The organism is Hymenobacter sp. IS2118 (assembly GCF_000715495.1).
Lineage (GTDB): Bacteria > Bacteroidota > Bacteroidia > Cytophagales > Hymenobacteraceae > Hymenobacter.
Genome location: NZ_JNLX01000150.1, coordinates 1 through 19,106 on the forward strand (window position 1 = coordinate 1; position 19,106 = coordinate 19,106).

The 19,106-nt window shown below is 55.9% G+C and carries 10 protein-coding genes and 1 pseudogene; 6 read left to right on the forward strand and 5 right to left on the reverse strand.

Going from position 1 to position 19,106, the window contains the following annotated elements:
- Both GM79_RS26550 and GM79_RS15485 read right to left on the reverse strand, forming a co-directional pair.
- Positions 1–732, reverse strand: a pseudogene (locus tag GM79_RS26550) (IS5 family transposase); the annotation flags it as partial.
- Between the two features lie 82 nt (positions 733–814).
- The gene (locus GM79_RS15485) at positions 815–2,371 is read right to left on the reverse strand and encodes a sensor histidine kinase (RefSeq protein WP_081867803.1); all 1,557 of its coding nucleotides are present in this window, start codon (positions 2,369–2,371) and stop codon (positions 815–817) included.
- Between the two features lie 424 nt (positions 2,372–2,795).
- On the opposite strand from GM79_RS15485, the gene prfB reads away from it, so the two are divergent.
- From prfB to GM79_RS15500, 3 genes are all read left to right on the forward strand, one after another.
- Positions 2,796–3,873, forward strand: a protein-coding gene (gene prfB / locus GM79_RS15490) for a peptide chain release factor 2 (RefSeq protein WP_152560022.1) whose coding sequence is annotated in 2 segments (ribosomal slippage) — positions 2,796–2,855 and positions 2,857–3,873 — 1,077 coding nt in all. Because the reading frame shifts where the segments join, the coding sequence is not laid out codon by codon here.
- A gap of 295 nt (positions 3,874–4,168) precedes the next feature.
- Positions 4,169–7,372, forward strand: a complete 3,204-nt coding sequence (locus GM79_RS15495) for a SusC/RagA family TonB-linked outer membrane protein (RefSeq protein WP_035565591.1) — start codon at positions 4,169–4,171, stop codon at positions 7,370–7,372.
- A gap of 18 nt (positions 7,373–7,390) precedes the next feature.
- Positions 7,391–8,824 (forward strand): SusD/RagB family nutrient-binding outer membrane lipoprotein, encoded by a 1,434-nt coding sequence (locus tag GM79_RS15500; RefSeq protein ID WP_035565593.1) that lies wholly within the window; start codon positions 7,391–7,393, stop codon positions 8,822–8,824.
- Between the two features lie 836 nt (positions 8,825–9,660).
- Here GM79_RS15500 and GM79_RS25540 read toward each other — a convergent pair.
- Positions 9,661–9,804: a hypothetical protein gene (locus tag GM79_RS25540; protein ID WP_161787193.1), complete on the reverse strand. Its 144-nt coding sequence runs from the start codon at positions 9,802–9,804 to the stop codon at positions 9,661–9,663.
- Positions 9,805–10,360: 556 nt separating this feature from the next.
- Here GM79_RS25540 and GM79_RS15505 point away from each other — a divergent pair.
- From GM79_RS15505 to GM79_RS15515, 3 genes are all read left to right on the forward strand, one after another.
- Complete coding sequence (locus tag GM79_RS15505; RefSeq protein ID WP_152560023.1) at positions 10,361–13,546, forward strand: SusC/RagA family TonB-linked outer membrane protein; 3,186 nt, start codon at positions 10,361–10,363, stop codon at positions 13,544–13,546.
- Positions 13,547–13,566: 20 nt separating this feature from the next.
- Positions 13,567–15,051 carry a SusD/RagB family nutrient-binding outer membrane lipoprotein gene (locus GM79_RS15510; RefSeq protein WP_035565599.1) on the forward strand — a complete coding sequence of 495 codons (1,485 nt, stop codon included), beginning with the start codon at positions 13,567–13,569 and terminating at the stop codon, positions 15,049–15,051.
- Between the two features lie 70 nt (positions 15,052–15,121).
- Positions 15,122–15,571, forward strand: a complete 450-nt coding sequence (locus tag GM79_RS15515) for a hypothetical protein (RefSeq protein ID WP_035565602.1) — start codon at positions 15,122–15,124, stop codon at positions 15,569–15,571.
- A gap of 672 nt (positions 15,572–16,243) precedes the next feature.
- On the opposite strand, the gene hslU is transcribed toward GM79_RS15515, so the two are convergent.
- The gene (gene hslU / locus GM79_RS15520) at positions 16,244–17,650 is read right to left on the reverse strand and encodes an ATP-dependent protease ATPase subunit HslU (RefSeq protein ID WP_035565605.1); all 1,407 of its coding nucleotides are present in this window, start codon (positions 17,648–17,650) and stop codon (positions 16,244–16,246) included.
- Positions 17,651–17,814: 164 nt separating this feature from the next.
- Entirely contained in the window at positions 17,815–18,876 is a 1,062-nt protein-coding gene (porQ, locus tag GM79_RS15525) for a type IX secretion system protein PorQ (protein ID WP_051718951.1), read from the reverse strand.
- Positions 18,877–19,106: the final 230 nt, after the last annotated feature.

Below are 19,106 nucleotides of genomic sequence, written 5' to 3' on the forward strand. Positions count from 1 at the left end.
AGGAAACGATGGTCTTCTCGTAGCGGGTGGCCAAGCGGCGATACTGCTTCATGCGTCCGAAAAAGCGTTCGATTTTGTTGCGGTCGCGGTAGGCATTCTCGTCCAGGGGCAGCGGTTGGGTGCGGTTGGGGTGGCTGGGGATGACGGCTTGAATACCGCGTTGAGCGCAATAGGCGCGGGTTTGGTCGCTGTCGTAGGCCGTGTCGGCCACTACCTGGCCCACGTCGAGGCCGTCGAGCAGGGGCAGCGCCTGCGGGCTGTCGCCGGCCTGGCCGGGGGTGGCGAGCAGGCGCACCGCGTTGCCCAGCGACTCGACGCAGGCGTGAATTTTGGTGCTCATCCCGCCCCGGCTGCGGCCGAGGCACTCGGTCTGAGCGTCGCTTTTTTTTGGCCCGCCGCGTGCTGGTGCGCCCGCACGATGGTCGAGTCGAGCAGCACCCAGTCCAGCTCCGGCGCTTGGACGACCTGGAAAAGGCGGCGCCAGACGCCTTTTTCGGCCAGCCGGCGGAAGCGTTTGCGGGCCGTGTCGGACTTGCCGAAGCGTTCGGGCAGGTCGGCCCACGGGCAGCCGGTGCGCATTATCCACACCACAGCGTTGAAAAACAGCCGGTTATCGACGGCCGTCGCCCCGCCATCGGCGGCCTTGCCGGAGAGGTGCGGGGCAACCAGGGCCCAGGTAGCATCAGAAATTTCGTGACGGCGCATGCTGAAAAGTAAATAAGCAGTAAACATATAGCTGATTTCTTATTGTCCTCACGCCCTAATGATAGGTCAACGGCGGGAATATGCCCGCAAAGGCAGCAAAAGGCTGCTATCAGGTAGTAGTAGGTACGGCAGAATGACGGGAGGCGGCCACACCAGCAGCTGAAATACTGACTTCACGCGGCTGCTTAGGCCACGTAAAGCTAAACGTAGCGCCCTGTCCCTCCGCCGATTTCACCCCAATACGCCCCCCCTTGCGCTCCACAATTTTTTTCACAATGGCCAGTCCTACGCCGGTGCTTTCCAACGTATCCCGCTCGGTCAGGGTCTGAAAAATAACAAAAATCCGGTCGTGATATTCGGGGTCAATACCCGGCCCATCGTCTTCCACCGAAAAAAGATAAAACTCACCCGCGTCGTCGCAGGAAATTTTTACGGTACCGGTTTCCGGATGGTCGTGGTACTTGAGCGCGTTGCTGATGAGGTTAGTAAACACCTGTTGCAGCTGCACCGCGTTGGTCGTCAGAGTGGGCAGGAAAAAAGGTAGCTCAACGTGGAAGCCGGGCGGTGGGTTGAGGCTGTCGATGACTTCGCGCAGGAGCGTGCGCACAAACACAGTTTCGTCGGCCTGCGTGTTCCGGCCGATGCGGGCCAGGTCCAGAATGCCGGTAATGAGTTTTTCCATGCGCTGCACGCGCTGCCGCATCAGCTTCAAAAACTCGCGGATGGCCACCGGCAGCTCCTCTTTGCCCATGTCTTCCTCTATCCATCGGGAAGCGCTTTCGATGCCGCGCAAAGGAGCTTTCAAGTCATGCGACACAACATAGGCAAACTGGTCCAGCTCCTGGTTGCGGCTTTCGAGCTGGCTGATGTTGGCCCCCACGGTGCGCGCCATCACGTTGAGTGCGGTGGTGAGCTCGCTCACTTCGTCCTGCTCGTTGTCCACAATCTGGCTGCTGTAGTCGCCGTTGGCCATTCGGTGGGCCAGGTCCAGCATGCTGCGCAGGCGCCGCGAAAAGATGCGTACGATGTAAAAGGCCCATGCCAGGCCAAACACGAGCGCGGCCACCGCCAACCCCGCCGACAACCACTTTGCCCGCGCAATGCTGCGGTCCAGATTATCGCGCAACAGCTCCCGCTTCTTCGCTTCGCGCAGCTCGAAAGTAGCCAGCCGCTGCCGGATGTTGTCCATCACTTGCTTTCCGGAAAGGCCCTCGGCCAGGCCGCGGTGTGCCATGCCTTCGAGGCTACTCTGCTGGGGGTTGAGCCGGCGCACCTCCCGCTTCTCCAGTATCAGCATGTGGCTGTAGCCCGACCATTGCTGAAGCAGCCGCTGGGCCTGGTCAATCAACTTCACCTGCTCCGGTGAGCTGCTTACCAAGGTCCGAAGCTCAGCAAAACGGCCAATTTGCTGCCTTTGGCCATCATAGTAAGTACTCAGCGCCGCCTCATTACCAATGAGCAGGTAGCCGCGAAATCCGGTTTCCATATTGATAATGTTGCGCATCACATTCGACGCGTGGTTGGTGACCCGCTGGGAGGCTTCCACTTTGTGCGTATTCTGCAAAACCTGCCCGGCCAGCTGGTAATAGAAGAGCACCACTACCGCAAAAAGCGCCAGCAACATCACAAATCCGGCAAAAAGCTTCGTTGTAAGCGTAATTTTCATGCATTCACACGGAGATGTAGTGTTAAGGCCTGCCTACGTAGCTGAGCTTTCATGGTTGGCAGCAGGGCCGAAATCCGGTCATTTTGGGCGCCCCAATACCGCGCTTTGACTGGCCGTTTTGAGTCGTTCGTTTAAATCAGGACCGACTGATTCCTGTTTCTCACAAGGGTTGCGGACGTGAAATGAGGAAATACACGGAGGGCCGGAAGCAAAGCCTACGAACCGCTGTATTTCACTTCCGCGAACCCTTGCGAGAGAACCCGTTAGAAAGTCGGCTGCGTAAATCCAATTCAAAAAAAGCAGTCCTTTGGACCGAGCAGTGGCATGACGGGGCAGAATTCGGTACTTTCGTGCTCAATCCCACTCGTTGGGAGCGGCTCAGCCGCGTTTTAAGGCCCTCGCGCCTCCACCCTATTTTTCCACCATGACTCAGGACCAGATTAAGGACTTGAAGGGCCGCGTTGAGGCCCTGAGGAGGTATCTTTGACTACGATGCCCGCAAAGAACAAATAGCCGCCGCTGAGGCGCAAACCACGTTGCCCGGCTTCTGGGACGATTCCAAGGCCGCCGAGGTCACGCTACGCGAAATCAAGGCCATCAAAACCTGGACCGACGATTTCGAAGCCGTTCAACAAGCATTGGCTGATACTGAGGTGCTCTTCGATTTCCATCGGGAGGGCGACGTGCCGGAAGCCGAAATGCTGGCCGACCACGCGCTGACACTCAAAAAAGTAGAGCAGCTGGAGTTCAAACGCATGCTCTCCGACGAGGAAGACCAGCTCTCGGCCATCATCGATATCAACCCCGGCGCCGGTGGCACCGAAAGCCAGGATTGGGCCGAAATGCTCATGCGCATGTACATCATGTGGGCCGAAAGCCACGGTTTTAGCGTGCGGCAGGTCAGCTACCAGCCCGGCGAAGGCGCGGGCATAAAATCCGCGTCGTTGGAAATCGACGGTGACTTTGCTTACGGCTACCTCAAAAGCGAGATTGGGGTGCATCGCCTGGTGCGCATGTCGCCGTTCGACAGCAGCGGGCGGCGCCACACGTCGTTCGCATCCGTTTTTGCCTACCCGGTAATTGACGACACCATCACCATCGATATCAACCCGGCCGACATCTCCTGGGATACGTTCCGAGCGGGCGGTGCGGGCGGGCAGAACGTGAACAAGGTCGAAACCGCGGTCCGGCTCACGCACGCGCCATCCGGCATCATCATCGCGGTGCAGATTGAGCGCAGCCAGCTCATGAACAAGGAGCACGCCCTGCGCATGCTCAAGTCGCGCCTCTACCAAATTGAGATGGACAAGCGCCATGCGGAACGCGACAAAGTGGAAGCCACCAAGAAACGCATCGACTTCGGCTCCCAAATCCGCAACTACGTGCTGCACCCCTACAAGCTCATCAAGGACCTGCGCACCGGCATCGAGCGCACCGACGTGCAGAACGTGCTGGATGGGGATTTGGATGAGTACATCAAGGGCTTTTTGATGCAGAGCTGATTTTTTTCAGAAGCTGCATGGCATTTGCGGAAGCAGCGCGATGGGCTTATCCTTATCTTAGCCTTATTGCCTTGACAGCCAATTACCAAGCTACTTGGTAAACTGCTAGTTTAATCGAATAGAAATAATCTGTTAATGAATTGATTATGTGCCATTAAAGACATTTGTCAAATCCTGTTTGCAAGTATTTGACTCATATTTTCGTTATACTTGCCGGTAACTTCCACACTTTAAGTTTTTGTTTCCACTCACTTTTTACTCTTTTTCTCTTTTCACTCACCAAACTTCAGTACGCATGAAAAAATCATTATTGTTGGTTTTTGCGCTTTTTATGGCCCTGTTGCAGCAGGTCCAGGCGCAGGACCGCACCATTTCTGGTAAGGTGACCGACCGGTCAACTAATCAAGGATTGCCCGGCGTGACGGTGCTTGCCAAAGGCACTACCGTGGGCACCAGCACCAATGCTGACGGCGGCTACACCCTGACGGTGCCTGCAACTGCCAATGCACTGGTTTTTAGCTTCATTGGTTACGCTTCGCAGGAGTCGGCCATCGGCAACGCCAGCTCCATCAACATTACCCTCGCTACCGACTCCAAGCAGTTGAACGAGGTGGTGGTAACGGCACTGGGCGTTGAGCGGAATCGCAACACGCTGGCTTTCTCCGCCACGCAGATTGACGGCTCCGACATCACAGTGGCCCGTAACCCTAACCCAATCAATGGCCTTTCGGGCAAAGTGGCCGGTCTGGCCATCACCCAGAGCAATACCCTGGGTGGTTCGAGCAACGTGGTTATCCGGGGCACGAAGTCGCTGTTTGGCAACAACCAGGCCTTGTTTGTGGTCGATGGCGTTCCCATCAGTAACCTGAACTCCAATGGCACTGCCCAGCAAACCGGTGGCTCCGGCTACGACTATGGTAATGCGGCATCCGACATCAACCCCGATGACATTGCCAGCACCACTGTGCTGAAAGGCGCGGCTGCCACGGCCCTCTACGGCGAGCGGGCCGCCAACGGCGTTATCCTCATTACGACCAAGAAAGGCCGCAAGGGCCTGAACGTGACGGTGAACACCGGCGTAACTGCCGCCCGCATCGACAAGAGCACCTTCATCAAGTACCAGAAAGAATACGGCGGTGGTTATCTGCAGGCTTTCCGTACTGCTGCCGACGGCTCGAAAGTGGTACGCACCGGCGACGACGCCTCGTACGGCCCCAAGTTCGACCCAGCTTTGCAAGTAAAGCAGTGGGATGCCTTCACGCTCGGTTCGCCCACCTTTGGCCAGGCCCGCCCTTGGGTTGCAGCCGACAGCGGCCCCGAAGATTTCTTCGAAACCGGCGTTTCGACCCTGAACAGCCTCTCGCTGGACGGTGGCAACGACAACGGTACGTTCAAGCTCGGTTACATCAACGACGTTCAGCGCGGGGTATTGCCGAACAGCAAAATCACCAAAGACATCGTCAATTTCGGTGGTTCCTTGAATTTAACGCCCAAGCTGACTACCAGCGCCTCGGTTAACTTCACCCGCATCAAAGGCCTGGGCCGTTATGGCACTGGCTACGGCTCCGAAAACCTCATGTCTAACTTCCGTCAGTGGTGGCCGGTCAATGTTGACATCAGCGAGCAGGAAGATGCTTACAACCGCAACCAGAGCAACGCGACCTGGAACTTTGCTAACCCAGTAACGAACCGGTTCAACGCCATCTACTGGAACAACCCTTACTTCACGCGCTTCGCTAACTTCGAGAACGACACGCGTTTCCGCACGTTCGGCAACGTTTCAGCTACCTACAAGCTGGCTGACTGGTTCAACATCGTGGGTCGGGTATCGCTCGACACGTACGACGAGCAGCAGGAAGAGCGTTCGGCTGTTGGTAGCACCACCGTCAGCTACCTGCCCTACTACTCGCGCTTCAACGCCACCTACCGCGAATCCAACTACGACCTGCTTGGTAACTTTAAGTTTCAGCTGAACGACGCTTTCTCTTTCGCGGGCCTGATTGGTACCAACGTGAACCGGATTCGTCGGGAGAGCATTTTTGCCAGCACCAATGGTGGCCTGGTTGTACCAGGGTTGTACTCCCTCAGCAACACGCAGGACCCCTTGACGCCTCCTATCGAGAACCTGTCGCAAATCGGTCGTGATGGCGTCTTCGCCAGCACCACGTTTGGCTTCCGCGACCGGGTGTATCTGGACCTCACCGTTCGTCGGGACAAGTCTACCACCCTGCCCACTGCCAACAATTCCTACGTTTACCCTTCGGCCGCTATCAACTACGTTTTCTCCGAAGACCTGAAAGAGAAGGCCACTTGGCTTTCCTATGGTAAGGTGCGAGCCAACTATGCACAGGTAGGCGCTGGTGCACGGGCACTCGCCGTGAACGACGTATATGCCAAGCCAACTGCTTTCGGCTCTATTCCGCTCTTCTCGCTGCCCGCAACCAAGAACAACCCCGACCTGAAGTCGGAGCAAACCCGCAGCGGCGAGATTGGCATCGAGGCTGCCTTCCTGGATAGCCGTATCGGCTTCGACGTGACGGGCTATCAGTCGAACTCGTTCGACCAGATTATTCCGGTTAACATCTCGACGGCTACCGGCTACGATTCCCGCTTCGTTAACTCCGGCGAGATTCGCAACCGTGGCGTGGAAATCGCTGCTTTCGTGGTGCCCGTAAAAACGGCTAGCTTCAACTGGCGCGTTAGTGCCAACTACACCCGCAACCGCAATGAAGTGCTCTCCTTGTACGACGGGGTAACCAGCGTTGAGTTGGCTAGCTACCAGGGCGGCGTTTCGTCGAACCTCACGGTGGGCAGACCTACTGGTATGCTGCGCGGCACCGACTACGTGTACCATGAAAATGGCCAGCGCATCATTGACCAGGAGACGGGAATCTACGCTACGACCAGCGCCGATGCCGAAATTGGTGACCCAAATGCCGACTGGCGCGGTGGCCTGACCAACGCACTTACTTTCAAGAACGTCTCACTGTCGTTCCTGATTGACGTGAAGTCCGGCGGCGACGTTTTCTCGCTCGACCGTTACTACGGCTTGTCCTCGGGCCTGCAGCCCGAAACCGTTGGCTTGAACGATTTGGGCAACCCTTCGCGTAACAGCATTGCAACCGGTGGTGGCATTATCCTACCCGGCGTGGCCGAAGACGGCACTGCCAACACGATACGTATTGAGAACAACGGCAACCAAGCTCCTTACGGCTACGGTGGCAACCCTAATGCTGGTTTCGTTTACGATGCCAGCTTCGTGAAGCTCCGTGAAGTAAACCTGTCGTACTCGTTGCCCTCGGCACTTGTTACCCGCTTTGGCTTCGTGAAGGGTGTTGACCTTTCCATCATCGGCCGTAACCTGTGGATTATCCACAAGAACCTGCCTGATGCTGACCCCGAAGAGGGTTTGAGCTCCGGCAACCTGGGCCAGGGTTACCAGTCGGGTTCGTACCCAACTGCCCGCACCGTTGGCGCAAACATTCGTTTCAGCTTCTAATCTCATTCGCTTAATTATATGAAAAGAGCCTTTTATTTGCTATCAAGCCTGATGTTGGTATTCACCACCAGCTGCGTTGATAGCTTGGACGAATACAATGTGGATGCCAAACGGCCATCCAACGTGCCTGCTGTTACCCTCGTAACTACGGCTGAGCGGGCGCTGACTCGTGCCGTTGTCACCCCCAACGTGAATAACAACCCCTTCCGTCTTTACGTCCAGTACTGGACCGAAACGACGTATACGGATGAGTCAGACTACCTTATCCAGCCGCGCCAAATCAACGACCAGTTCTGGAATGCGTTGTACCGCCCGGCATTGGGCAACCTCAATGAAGCCAAACGGCTGATTGCGGCCGATGCAACGGTTACTGACAAAGTGAAAGCCAACCGGCAAGCCTGCGTCGAGATACTTTCCATCTATGCCTGGAAGACCCTCGTTGACACCTACGGCAACATTCCGTATACGGAGGCACTGGACTTTAACCAGCCTCAGCCTGCCTACGACGACGCCAAAACCGTTTACACCTCGCTCTTCACCCGTTTGGATGCCGCGCTGGCCTCCATCGATGCCGCGAGCGCTGGCTTGGGTGGCGCCGACATTATCTACAATGGCAACATGCCTAAGTGGGTTAAATTCGGTAATTCGCTGAAGTTGCGCATGGCGCTTACCATCGCGGATGTTGACGCGCCCAAAGCCCAAGCCGCTGCCGTGCAAGCCGCTACAAACGTATTCAAGTCGAATGCGGACAACGCGCAGTTCACCTTCCTCGAAGCTCTTCCCAACCAGAATCCAGTATTCGAGGACTTGGTGAACAGCGGCCGTGAAGATTTCGTTGGTGTGGACTTCTTCATCAACAAACTCAATAGCTTGAACGACCCTCGTCGTGATTTCTACTTCAAAGAAGCTCCAGGTGGTGTCTTCAAAGGTGCCCCCTATTCGATAGTAGTCGACTATGGCGATTTCTCCGCTCCCGGCGAAGCCTTGGAAGACCCGACGCTGCCCGGCATGCTGCTTTCTTACTCGGAAGTTGAGTTTCTTTTGGCTGAAGCCGCAGCACGCAGCTTCGCAGTTGGGGGCACTGCTGCTTCCCACTACGAGGCCGGCGTTACTGCGTCTATCCTCAATAACGGGGGCAGCGCCGCCGATGCTACTGCGTACCTGGGACAAGCCAGTGTAGCTTATGCTACTGCCAGTGGCAGCGACTATAAGGAGAAAATCGGCATTCAGAAGTGGATTTCTCTTTACAACCAGCCGGTAACGGCCTGGACGGAGTGGCGCCGCCTGGATTTCCCGAAATTGACCCCACCTGCTACCGCTGTGAGCGTTATCCCGCTACGTTTCCCCTATCCTACTCCTGAACTCAACATCAACGGTGCCAATGCGAAAGCTGCTGGCACTGCTATTGGTGGTGATAAGGTTGACACGAAAATATTCTGGGACAAATTCTAGGTTCGTTTCCAAGAATTAAAAAGGGCTGCCAGTTATGGCAGCCCTTTTTTTGTGGCAGCAAACCGAAGTAGCAGGGACTTGCTTCCGCATTCGGCAGTTTAGACCAACCCTGACGATTATGACTTACAACCAGTATTCGCGCCCATGCTAACCCAAGATGCAGACTACAAACCAACATGATGGTAGGCGTTGGCAAAAAATAGAAAGGGCATTTTTTAAAGCGAAGTCGGCTGCTGTTACGGCATGACTCTGCTTAAGAAAGCGCGCGGCTAGGCGGCTGGCGGTGGTCTCGCTACCCTTGCTCAAGTAATTAGAGCAGAAAGTTCTGGGCCGGATGGTGAGGCCGCTTGCTGTTTTTGTGCCGCGCACTCTACTGGCGACTGCTGCTCGCTTCTTCAAACACGTCCTTGGCTAAGTAGTTCGAGTAGCCCGAATCGGTGTGAGTACGTTGCCTGGGGGCAGGTTCAGAGGCAGCTCCGCAAGCCTTTGTTGTCGGCCTCGCCTCCGGCGTGGAGATGAAACTTGACGGGGACACACCCGTGCTGGTGACCACAACCTAGACTCTGAGGCCGTAAAATCAATAGGGCTTGCTGGTGCAACGCCCATAGTACGCCTTGCCTCGCAAGAGCTTACACCGCGGGATGTGCGTATTATGGCACATGGCCACGGGGGCTAATCCACGGCGCAACGGGCCTCGGAACGCAGGTTTTTGAGCAGGTAGTCGAAAGTAACGAAGAGCGTGTGGAACGTGTCGCTCAGCGCGTGCAGCCGCTCTTGTGCAGGCGGTTATACTCCAGTGGTACCCGGTTAAATATTCGATTATAAATATTTTACTTTCAAAAAAAGAAAATGGCCACCAGTGCCGTGTTAAGCACTTGGGCATCGGTCAGGCGTCGGCCCGAAGGCGGGACAGGCATCGCCGCGGGTAAAACGAATTGAATCATCGAGCACACAGTAATTGCACTGGTCTTTTCGCGCATGGCAAGTAGAAATAGAGGGCGTCGAATACCTCAGGCTTAGACTGTTCACGCAGAACAGACTTTTTTTTTGCCCTTAGTCAATACCACGCAATCTGGGTTTATTAGTTGGCTTTTGGCTGAATTCGGGTTGTAAGGCAGGTCTTCTCCAAAACCGAATCACCATTGTCTGACTTATTTTAGTATCGCCAACCATACACTAGACGCGGAGCAGGCCACCTGCTTGGTTTGCAACCCAGTATGCGGCTCTGAAAACAAAAGACAACGTCGGCTAAGAAAAATTCTATCTGAAGCAATACATGCCCCAACGAGGTACCCGATAGGATAGATTAACTAAGCACACGGCTCAGACCAATTTGTAGTTAAAATTCCGATTTTATGCGTTCTAAACGTGCCGTAAGTAGTGAAATCAGCCTATTTGGTGCTACTTTTAGCCCGGAAGTTTTGAGGAGGGCAAATTGATAGGTTTAAAGCATCATTTGTGTAACTCATACTTTTGCGGTGAACCACTTTTTTCGGCACAGTTTCGGTGCTTTTTATTAACCTTTTTTTTTACCAGATGAAAAAAACCCTACTCATGGGCTTAGTGCTCATGTTTACCCTCTTCCAAGTGGCAATGGCGCAAACGCGAACCATCTCGGGACGGGTAACTGACCAAAAAACAGGTGATGGCCTGCCAGGCGTCACCATCCTCGAAAAGGGAACAACTAATGGCGTTTCGAGTAACTCGGATGGTAGTTTCACCATGAGCGTGCCAACAAGCGGGGGTACGCTTGTAATCAGTTCAGTGGGCATGGCTACGCAGGAGCGTGTCATTGGCACTGAGTCGCAATTCAGCATCGCGCTGGCGCAGGATGCTAAACAATTGGCAGAGGTGGTCGTAACGGCCTTTGGCCGCGAACAGGAGAAAAAAGCACTGGGTTTTTCGGTTTCCGAGGTTAAAAATCAGGAACTAACTCAGGCCCGTGCCACCAACATCTCCAACTCGCTGACGGCCAAGGTGGCAGGTGTGCGGGTGCAGGGTGCCAGCGGCATGGTGGGCGCTTCGTCGAGCATCTTCATTCGTGGCTTAACGACTTTCACGGGCAGCAACCAGCCCCTATTCGTGGTAGACGGTATTCCAATTGATAACGGTGGTGGTACCAATGCCCTGCAAAATGGCGTGGCCAACTCCAACCGTGCCATTGACCTCAACCAAGACGACGTGGAAAGCATCTCGGTGCTGAAAGGCCCGGCCGCAGCCGTACTTTACGGTTCACGGGCTGCTTCGGGCGCCATTCTGATTACGACCAAAAAGGGCGCTACGCTGGGTACCAAGAAGCAGAGCGTTTCGGTGAGCTCCAACTACAACATTGTGAAAGTGGGACGCCTGCCTGAGTACCAGAATACTTACGGCCAGGGCAACCGGGGCAACTTCAGCGCGGTGAGTAACGCCTCGTGGGGGCCTCGCGTAACGGGCCAGACGGTACAGAACTTCCGCGGCGAAGATGAAGTGCTGACCATTCAGCCCGACAACGTGAAGGACATCTTCAAGACCGGCTCCAACTTTCAGAATAACATTGCCCTGTCGGGAGCAACTGAGAAAACCCGCTATTACGCGGCGTATGGCAACCTCAACGAAACGGGCATTCTGGACAACAACAACCTGAAGCGTAACACCCTTACCTTCAACGGCAACGCCCAGCTTACCGAAAAGCTGCGCACAGGTGTTAACCTGGTGTACACCAATAACCGCTCGGAACGCACGCCTCAGGGCAACGCGCTGGTAAACCCTTTCTTCCGCACCTGGTTTCTGCCCCGCACCTACGACCTGAAGCGTTACCCCTTTGAGCTGCCCAATGGCGGCCAGCAGGGAGCTGCCGTATTTGGCATTCTCCCCGATAACACGTGGTATAGCAACGATGACAACCCCCTGTGGACCATCAAAAACAACACGTACAACGACCAACTTAACCGCATCGTAGGCAACGCCAGCATTGGCTATGACTTCACGGATTGGCTGTCGGTCGACTACAAGCTCGGCACTGACACTTACAACCAAATCATCAAGTCGGTGAACGCCCTCGACAGCCGCGGGTCGAACATTGCTAACGGGGCCGGTGGTGCAGTTGGTAATATTCTGGACGAATCGTTCAGCCGCACCGAAACCAGCTCTTATCTGAACCTGACGCTGAAGCGTGATATCACCGAAGACTTCAACGCGCGCCTGCTCTTAGGTAACGAAATTAACCAGCGCGCTACTACCGACATCGGCACCGTAGGTACCGAAATTCAGGTACGCGGCTTTGATAACATCACTAACACTAAATCCTATCTGCCCTTCGGTGATAAAACCAAGCGCCGTCTGATTGGATTCTACGGTGACCTGCAGTTGGGTTTCCGCGACTTCGCTTTCCTGGGCCTTTCCGGCCGGAACGACTACTCTTCGACCTTTGGGGCAAAACAGCGGAGCTATTTTTACCCCGGTGCTTCGCTTAGCGTGGTGCTCAGCGATGCCATTCCCGTGCTGAAACAAAGCACCGTGGTGAACCAGGTGAAGCTGCGGGCAGCAGCGGCACAGGTTGGGCGCGAGGCCCCTACCTACGTAACCGATACGTACTTCTCCTCAACCAATACGCCGGCCGACGGCTTTGGTCCGCAGTTGACTTTCCCTTTCCGCAACCAGCTTGGCCAGTCGTTGGATAATACCGGCGGCAACGCCAGCCTGGGCCCGGAATTCACGACCAGCTACGAATTTGGTACGGATTTGCGATTCTTTGGCGGACGTGTGGCAGTGGAGGCGACCTACTACGAGCAGAAAAGCAAGGACATCATTTTCGCAGTTCCCGTGGCGTCGGCATCCGGCTTCACCAACGCGTTCCAGAACATCGGCAAATCGGAGGCTAAGGGCGTTGAGTTCATGATTAGCACCATTCCGGTCAAGCTCAGCAACTTTACCTACAGCAACTCCTTCAACTTCTCGCGCGTGCGCAACAAGGTTCTGGAGCTGGCTCCGGGCGTAACCCAAATCACCCTCGGTGGTTTTGTAACGCCTAGCACCCGTTTGATTGCCGGCCAACCTTACGGGGTTATTTTCGGCAGCGTGTTTCAGCGCGAAAGCGTAGACGAGAAGGGTCGCCCTACCGGCCGCTTGCAGGTGACGCCTCAGGGCCGCGCAGTATTGGCATCCGACAACCAGATTGTGGGCGACCCCAATCCAAAGTGGACCGGTGGCTTCACCAACAACTTCACCTTCAAGGGACTAACCCTGAGCACTTTGCTTGACATCCGTTATGGTGGCGACGTCATTTCGCGCAATATCAGCGACGTTCGTCGCCAGGGCGCAGCCGTTGAAACTGGTGACCGTGAGAAAACTTTCATCATCGATGGGGTAATCGCCAACGTTGGAACCGATGGCCGCCCTAATGGCACATTCCGCACCAACGACGTACAGATTTCGGCAGAAGATTACTACAACGACCTGTACGGTTTTGGCCGGGCTGAGTTTGTGGTGTTTGATGCCTCGTGGATACGCCTGCGTGAGCTGGCACTGACGTATTCATTGCCAAAGACACTGACCGATAGAACCTTCCTGGGTGGTGTAGAACTGGGCCTCAATGCCCGCAACGTGTTCCTCTACGCACCGAACATTCCGCACATCGACCCGGAGGTAAACGCCCAGGGCCAAAGCAATTCGCAGGGCCTGGAGTTCAACGCTCTGCCACAGTCGCGCACGTACGGCGGTTCGATTCGGCTCACTTTCTAACTTCTACTTTCTTCAAAATCATGAAAGTTAATAACCGGACCACTTCGTTCGCACTGGTAGCAAGTCTTCTTGCACTGAGCTCGTGCGACAAATTCCTCGACGTCAACCAAAACCCGAACGCTGTACTGGAGGCCCCGGCCCCCAACGTACTCGTTGCCGGCCAGGCGCACCTCGGCTTCCTGATGGGGTCGGACCTGCACCGCTATTCTGCCCTTATCGTGCAGCAGTTTGCCGGGCAGGGCGGCTCGGGAATTCAGACGGCTGAGTACGACCGTTACAACATCACGGCCACGGACCTTAACAATGCGTGGCGGGGCAACATTTTTGGCGGGGCGCAGGCCGATTTGCAAAAGCTAATCGACCAGTCTGCAGCCACTAGCCCTGCCTATTCGGGCGTGGCCAAGATTATGCAAGGCTTCTTGTTTTCGGTAACCACGGATGCTTTTGGCGATATTCCTTTTACAGAAGCGCTCAAATTCGACCAGAACCTACAGCCCAAGTACGATGCCTCGGCTGCTGTGTATACCGGTATCATCGAGTTGCTCAACTCAGGTATCGCGGACCTGAAGAAGACGTCGGTTACTAGCCCGGCTGATGACGACCTGATATACGCCGGCGACCTGGTGAAATGGGAAAAGTTTGCTAACACCTTGAAGCTGCGCTTGTACCTGCACAACTTCCCCAAATTATCGCAAACCTCCGATGCGAGCTTTGCGGCCGTTCTGGCTGCGGGACCGGTGATGACTGGCAACGAGGACAATTTCGAACTCGACTTCGAAGCGGCAGCTAACAAAAACAATTCCATCGACCAGTTCGAAAAGTCGCGTCCCAGCACCTTCTTCCCCAGCACCACGCTGGTGAACCTGATGAATGCGAAAGAAGACCCCCGTCGTACGACTTTCCTCACCGAACAGCCCAGCTTGGCTGCACCAGCACCACAGAATCCTGCCGGTACCTACGTAGGGGCACAAAATGGCACCGGCGCGGCTGGAGCTCCCCAGATACGGTTTTCGCGGATGGGTACCTATTTGCGGGGCATTCGCACTGGTACCGGTATCAACAGTTACGACGGTTCGGCACCCATCCGGATGCTGACTTTCGCCGAGCACAACTTCATTCTGGCCGAGTATTACGCCCGCACCAATAATCTAGCGCTCGCTCAAACATCATTCAACGCTGGCATTACGGCTTCAATGACTGCCGCCAGTGTTGCCGGTAGCGACGCTACGGCCTACATCGCAGCCCGCCCGCCATTGACGTCCGCCAACGCCATTCAACAGATTATCGAGGAGAAATTTATTGCCAATTTCGGTGTGGCGGTAGAACCCTGGACGGACTACCGGCGCACGGGCTTTCCCGTGCTGCCGCTGCCAGTAGGTGCTTTGCAGCCGCAGGTACTGCGCGTACTACCCTACCCCGACCTGGAGCGCGTGGCCAACCCAACCAACACTCCAGCCCGGCCTGACCTGACGGCTCCCACGGTATTCTGGGACCCAGGCCGCTAACCGATAATTTCCGGGGACGGGAAGGCAACAGCTGCCGTCCTCGGATTTTTTCCTCTTTTCAATCTTTCTCATGAAAAAAATCTCATTAAACCTGTTGCTTTTACTGCTGAGCATAGTCACTTTGTCCAGCTGCGAAAAGGAGGAGCCCAACTTTAACGTTGGCTCCAAGTTTAGCATTATCTTCGATGATGCTATTAATAAAACCACCGCCGACTACATAGTTGGCAGCACCATAACACTCAAAGTTGGGGCTGCTGGTGCCAGCACGGTAAACGTTATATCCAATTATACCACTGGCACGGTTAGAACGGTCAATCTGGGTAGCTTTCCGGTAACCAACGGCGTGGCTACCATTACTATTCCTGCCAACAGCCTGCGTGCTGATGCCGATGGTGCCCCTATTGGCGCGGGTACTGCCCCGGCCTCGTCGCGTGGTGCCAACACCTACACGCTAACGGTGGAAGCAGTAGGAGGTGGTACTACAGAGCGGCGCTTTTTCACAGCGGTTCTCGTGCGGTAGTACGTTTATCGCTCTCGGCTGAAATAACCGTGTTATACAAAAAAAGGCCCAATCTTAACGATTGGGCCTTTTTTTGTATAACATATCGCTCTGGGACGTAGCATCATATCCGCACCCAGTGTTACGCTTGCTATCCTCTTCAAAAAGCTTATTGGTATATCAGAATATGAGGAGAGGCCGTATTGACCTCACTCTGGCGCACACAGCTCACCTGACACAATTAACTCCCTGCGGGACGCTACGCTGTCTGTTAAAAACTATCGGCTTGCTCCCACCCTGCTGGAGCTCACCCCTAGGTAAAGCTCCAGCGCTGTGGTCCGGCACCTAATAGGTACGCCATGATGCTGTATCAAAATGCACCATCAGTTTTACAGCCAACCGTGCACCGGCCAGCAACTGCATAAGGTCCGCGCTCGGCGCACAAAGCGCCAGTAGAACCAAATTAATGCGGTAGCTAGCCGCCCGTTATCCACAAGCAATAAAAATCCGGTTGGCCCAAGACATCCTTAATGTCCATACCTGGAGCACAGTTTACAACTATTTGCCTGCTGCCGACAAGGCCCAACGTATGGCGGAGCGGTTTGAGGTCGACGATAGTTTCAGGTGTGGCTCTTAGCTTAATCTGATTGAGAAGGCTCTTGCTACCTCGCCAAATTTTATGGAAAGCACATGCTAGAGGATATACTGGCTCAAATCCCGGTTTTTTACCATGTCATTCAGCCGCTCGTTCACGAGGTCGGCGGTGATGAGGATGCGGGCGTTGGGGCCAATCTTGTCGGGCACGTCGTACAGAATGTCGTTGAGCAGGCGACTCATGACGGTATGCAGGCGACGGGCGCCGATGTTTTCCACTTCCTCGTTGACCTGCGAGGCGATTTCGGCAATACGCTCCAGCGCTGCGTCATCGAAAGTCAGCTCCACTTCTTCGGCCTTGAGCAGTGCCTCGTATTGCTTGGTAAGCGCGTTTTTGGGGTCCTTGAGGATGCGGAAGAAGTCGTGTTTGGTCAGGCTTTGCAGCTCGACGCGGATGGGGAAGCGGCCCTGCAGCTCGGGAATCAGGTCGCTGGGCTTGCTGACGTGGAAGGCGCCAGCGGCAATGAACAGAATGTGGTCAGTGTTGACGATGCCGTACTTGGTGTTCACGGCCGAACCTTCCACGATGGGCAGCAGGTCGCGCTGCACGCCCTGGCGGCTCACGTCGGGGCCGCCGCCGCCGTTGCGGCTGCCGCTGCTGGCCACTTTGTCAATTTCGTCGATGAAGATGATGCCCGCGTTTTCAGCCTGCCGGATGGCTTCGTCCTTCACCTCATCCATGTCGATGAGCTTGGCTGCCTCTTCGTCGAGCAGCAGCTTGCGGGCTTCGGCCACGGTCACTTTGCGCTTGCGGGTTTTCTTGGGCATCATGTTGCCCAGCATGTCCTGCAGGCCCGAGAGCGTGCCTTCGTCCATGCCGGGAGGCGCACCCATCACGCCAAGGCTGGGCCCGGCCTGCGCCACTTGTATCTCGATACGACGGTCTTCGAGCTCGCCGTTCTTGATTTTCTGGCGGAACCGCTCGCGGGTGCGCTCGTTAAGCTCGGCGTCGGACTGCGGCATGTCGTCGGCCCCACCGCCGCCAAAGCCGAGGCCGGACTTAGTGCCGGCGGGGCGGGACACGGCGGGAATCAGCGCACCCAGAATCAGCTCTTCCACGGCGTCGGCGGCCTGGGCTTTCACTTCTTCTTGGCGACGGGCCTTCACGCGGTTCACGCTTTGCTCGGCCAGGTCGCGCACCATGCTTTCCACGTCGCGGCCCACGTAACCAACCTCGGTGAACTTGCTGGCTTCCACTTTCACAAACGGAGCATCGGCCAGGTGCGCGAGGCGGCGGGCAATTTCGGTTTTACCCACCCCGGTGGCCCCAATCATGAGGATGTTGTTGGGCACAATTTCGGCCTGCATGTCGGCGGGCGCGTGCAGGCGGCGCCAGCGGTTGCGCAACGCAATGGCCACGTAGCGCTTGGCATCGTGCTGGCCGATGATGTATTTATCAAGCTCGGCCACAATTTGGGCCGGAGTCAAAAAATCCTGGTTGAGCATGTAGTTGAAATGAGATAAAGCACAAAAGACCGGCATGCTCATCCGGCGGCCGCTTGCCGAAGCATTCCCACCGCGCAAGCAATTTATTTTACTGCTACGATAGAGCTGCTTCGGCAAGCAGCCGCCGGATGAGCATGACGTTTTAGCTGTTAACAAAGAATGGGCTATTCCTTCTTCTTAAACAACGAATCGAGGTTGCGCGACAGCGTGAAATACTCGCTGGACCCGGCGGCCTGCAGCACCGCGTGCGTATAGTCAAGCTGAAAGCCGCTGATTTTCAGCATCACGCCGAAGCTGAGGCCAGCGCTACCGCTGGTGTTTTCGAGGCGCAGTTCGCGGCGTTGGAGGTGGTTGTAACCCACGCGCAGGTTGAAGTTGTTGCTGAGCACCAGGGCAGCGCTCGCTGTGAAGTGCCGGGCCAGGTTGTCACCAAAACTCTTTTTGGGCTTTTGCTCCACATTGTTGCCATCAATCGGGCCGCGCTGGTTGGGGTCGAGGTACTGAATGTCCCACTGTTGCAGGTGGTGCGCGGTGAGGGAAATGCGCAGCGGCATGTGCTCGGGCTTGATGGTGGCGCCCAGCTGCACATCGAGCGGCAGCGGGCCACGGTCGGTGCCGGGGTAGGGCGAAAACTGGAACCCCAGGTTTTTGGCCGCCAGTCCCACTGTAAAATCCTGCGTGGGGTTCTTAAACACAACGCCCACGTCGCCCACGCCGGCAAACGAGCGGTCGCCGGCAATGCTGGACACGGCCAGCTTAGCGGTGGCGCCAAACGTAAACTTGCCCTTGGTGTAGGCGTCCGACACGCCCACGGTATACTCGTTCACCCCAAAAGTGCCGAGGCTGTTGCCGGCCGCGTCGTAGCTCTCCAGGCTGCCGTAGTTGAGGTAGGTGATGCCCACGCCCAAACGACCGTACTTCTCGGTATTGAACACGTAGGCACCGGTGCTTTGCTTGATGTCGGCCACGTAGGCCACGTAGCTCAGCGCCAGCCGGCCGTCCATGTCCGGGTTTAGCAGGGCCGGATTGGCAAAGAGCATGCTCGGGTCGTCGTTGCGACTCGACACGTTGTGCCCGCCCAAAGCGGCTTGCTGGGCGCCCACGGGCAGGTCGAGAAACGGAAAAACCTTGCCGCCGCCCAACTGCTGCGCGGCGGCGGGCTCCCACCCGACCATTCCCAACAATAAGCAAAAACCGGCCAGCCGGTATGCGAAAATGTGCTTCATATGGCTAAGTTAAGCGGCAAGGAGCCCTTGCAAAGGCACCAAACGCTCGCGAACGGGCAGAAAGTACTTCGGAACGGGAATTAACCCGTTCCGAAGCACTTTCTGCCCGTTCGGAGCAATTGAAAAGAGGCTCGGAACGGGTTATTGCTCCCTCGGAACGGGTTACTACTCCCTCGGAACGAGCAACAGGCAGCTCAGACCACCTAATAAGTCACTCCGAGGGAGTAATA

Excerpts from the sequence above, each read along its gene's own strand:
- GM79_RS15515 (WP_035565602.1), top strand. The coding sequence starts at position 15,122 with ATGAAAAAAATCTCATTAAACCTGTTGCTTTTACTGCTGAGCATAGTC.
- GM79_RS25540 (WP_161787193.1), bottom strand. The coding sequence starts at position 9,804 with ATGCGCGAAAAGACCAGTGCAATTACTGTGTGCTCGATGATTCAATTC.
- GM79_RS15500 (WP_035565593.1), top strand. The coding sequence starts at position 7,391 with ATGAAAAGAGCCTTTTATTTGCTATCAAGCCTGATGTTGGTATTCACC.
- hslU (WP_035565605.1), bottom strand. The coding sequence starts at position 17,650 with ATGCTCAACCAGGATTTTTTGACTCCGGCCCAAATTGTGGCCGAGCTT.
- GM79_RS15485 (WP_081867803.1), bottom strand. The coding sequence starts at position 2,371 with ATGAAAATTACGCTTACAACGAAGCTTTTTGCCGGATTTGTGATGTTG.
- GM79_RS15510 (WP_035565599.1), top strand. The coding sequence starts at position 13,567 with ATGAAAGTTAATAACCGGACCACTTCGTTCGCACTGGTAGCAAGTCTT.
- porQ (WP_051718951.1), bottom strand. The coding sequence starts at position 18,876 with ATGAAGCACATTTTCGCATACCGGCTGGCCGGTTTTTGCTTATTGTTG.
- GM79_RS15495 (WP_035565591.1), top strand. The coding sequence starts at position 4,169 with ATGAAAAAATCATTATTGTTGGTTTTTGCGCTTTTTATGGCCCTGTTG.
- GM79_RS15505 (WP_152560023.1), top strand. The coding sequence starts at position 10,361 with ATGAAAAAAACCCTACTCATGGGCTTAGTGCTCATGTTTACCCTCTTC.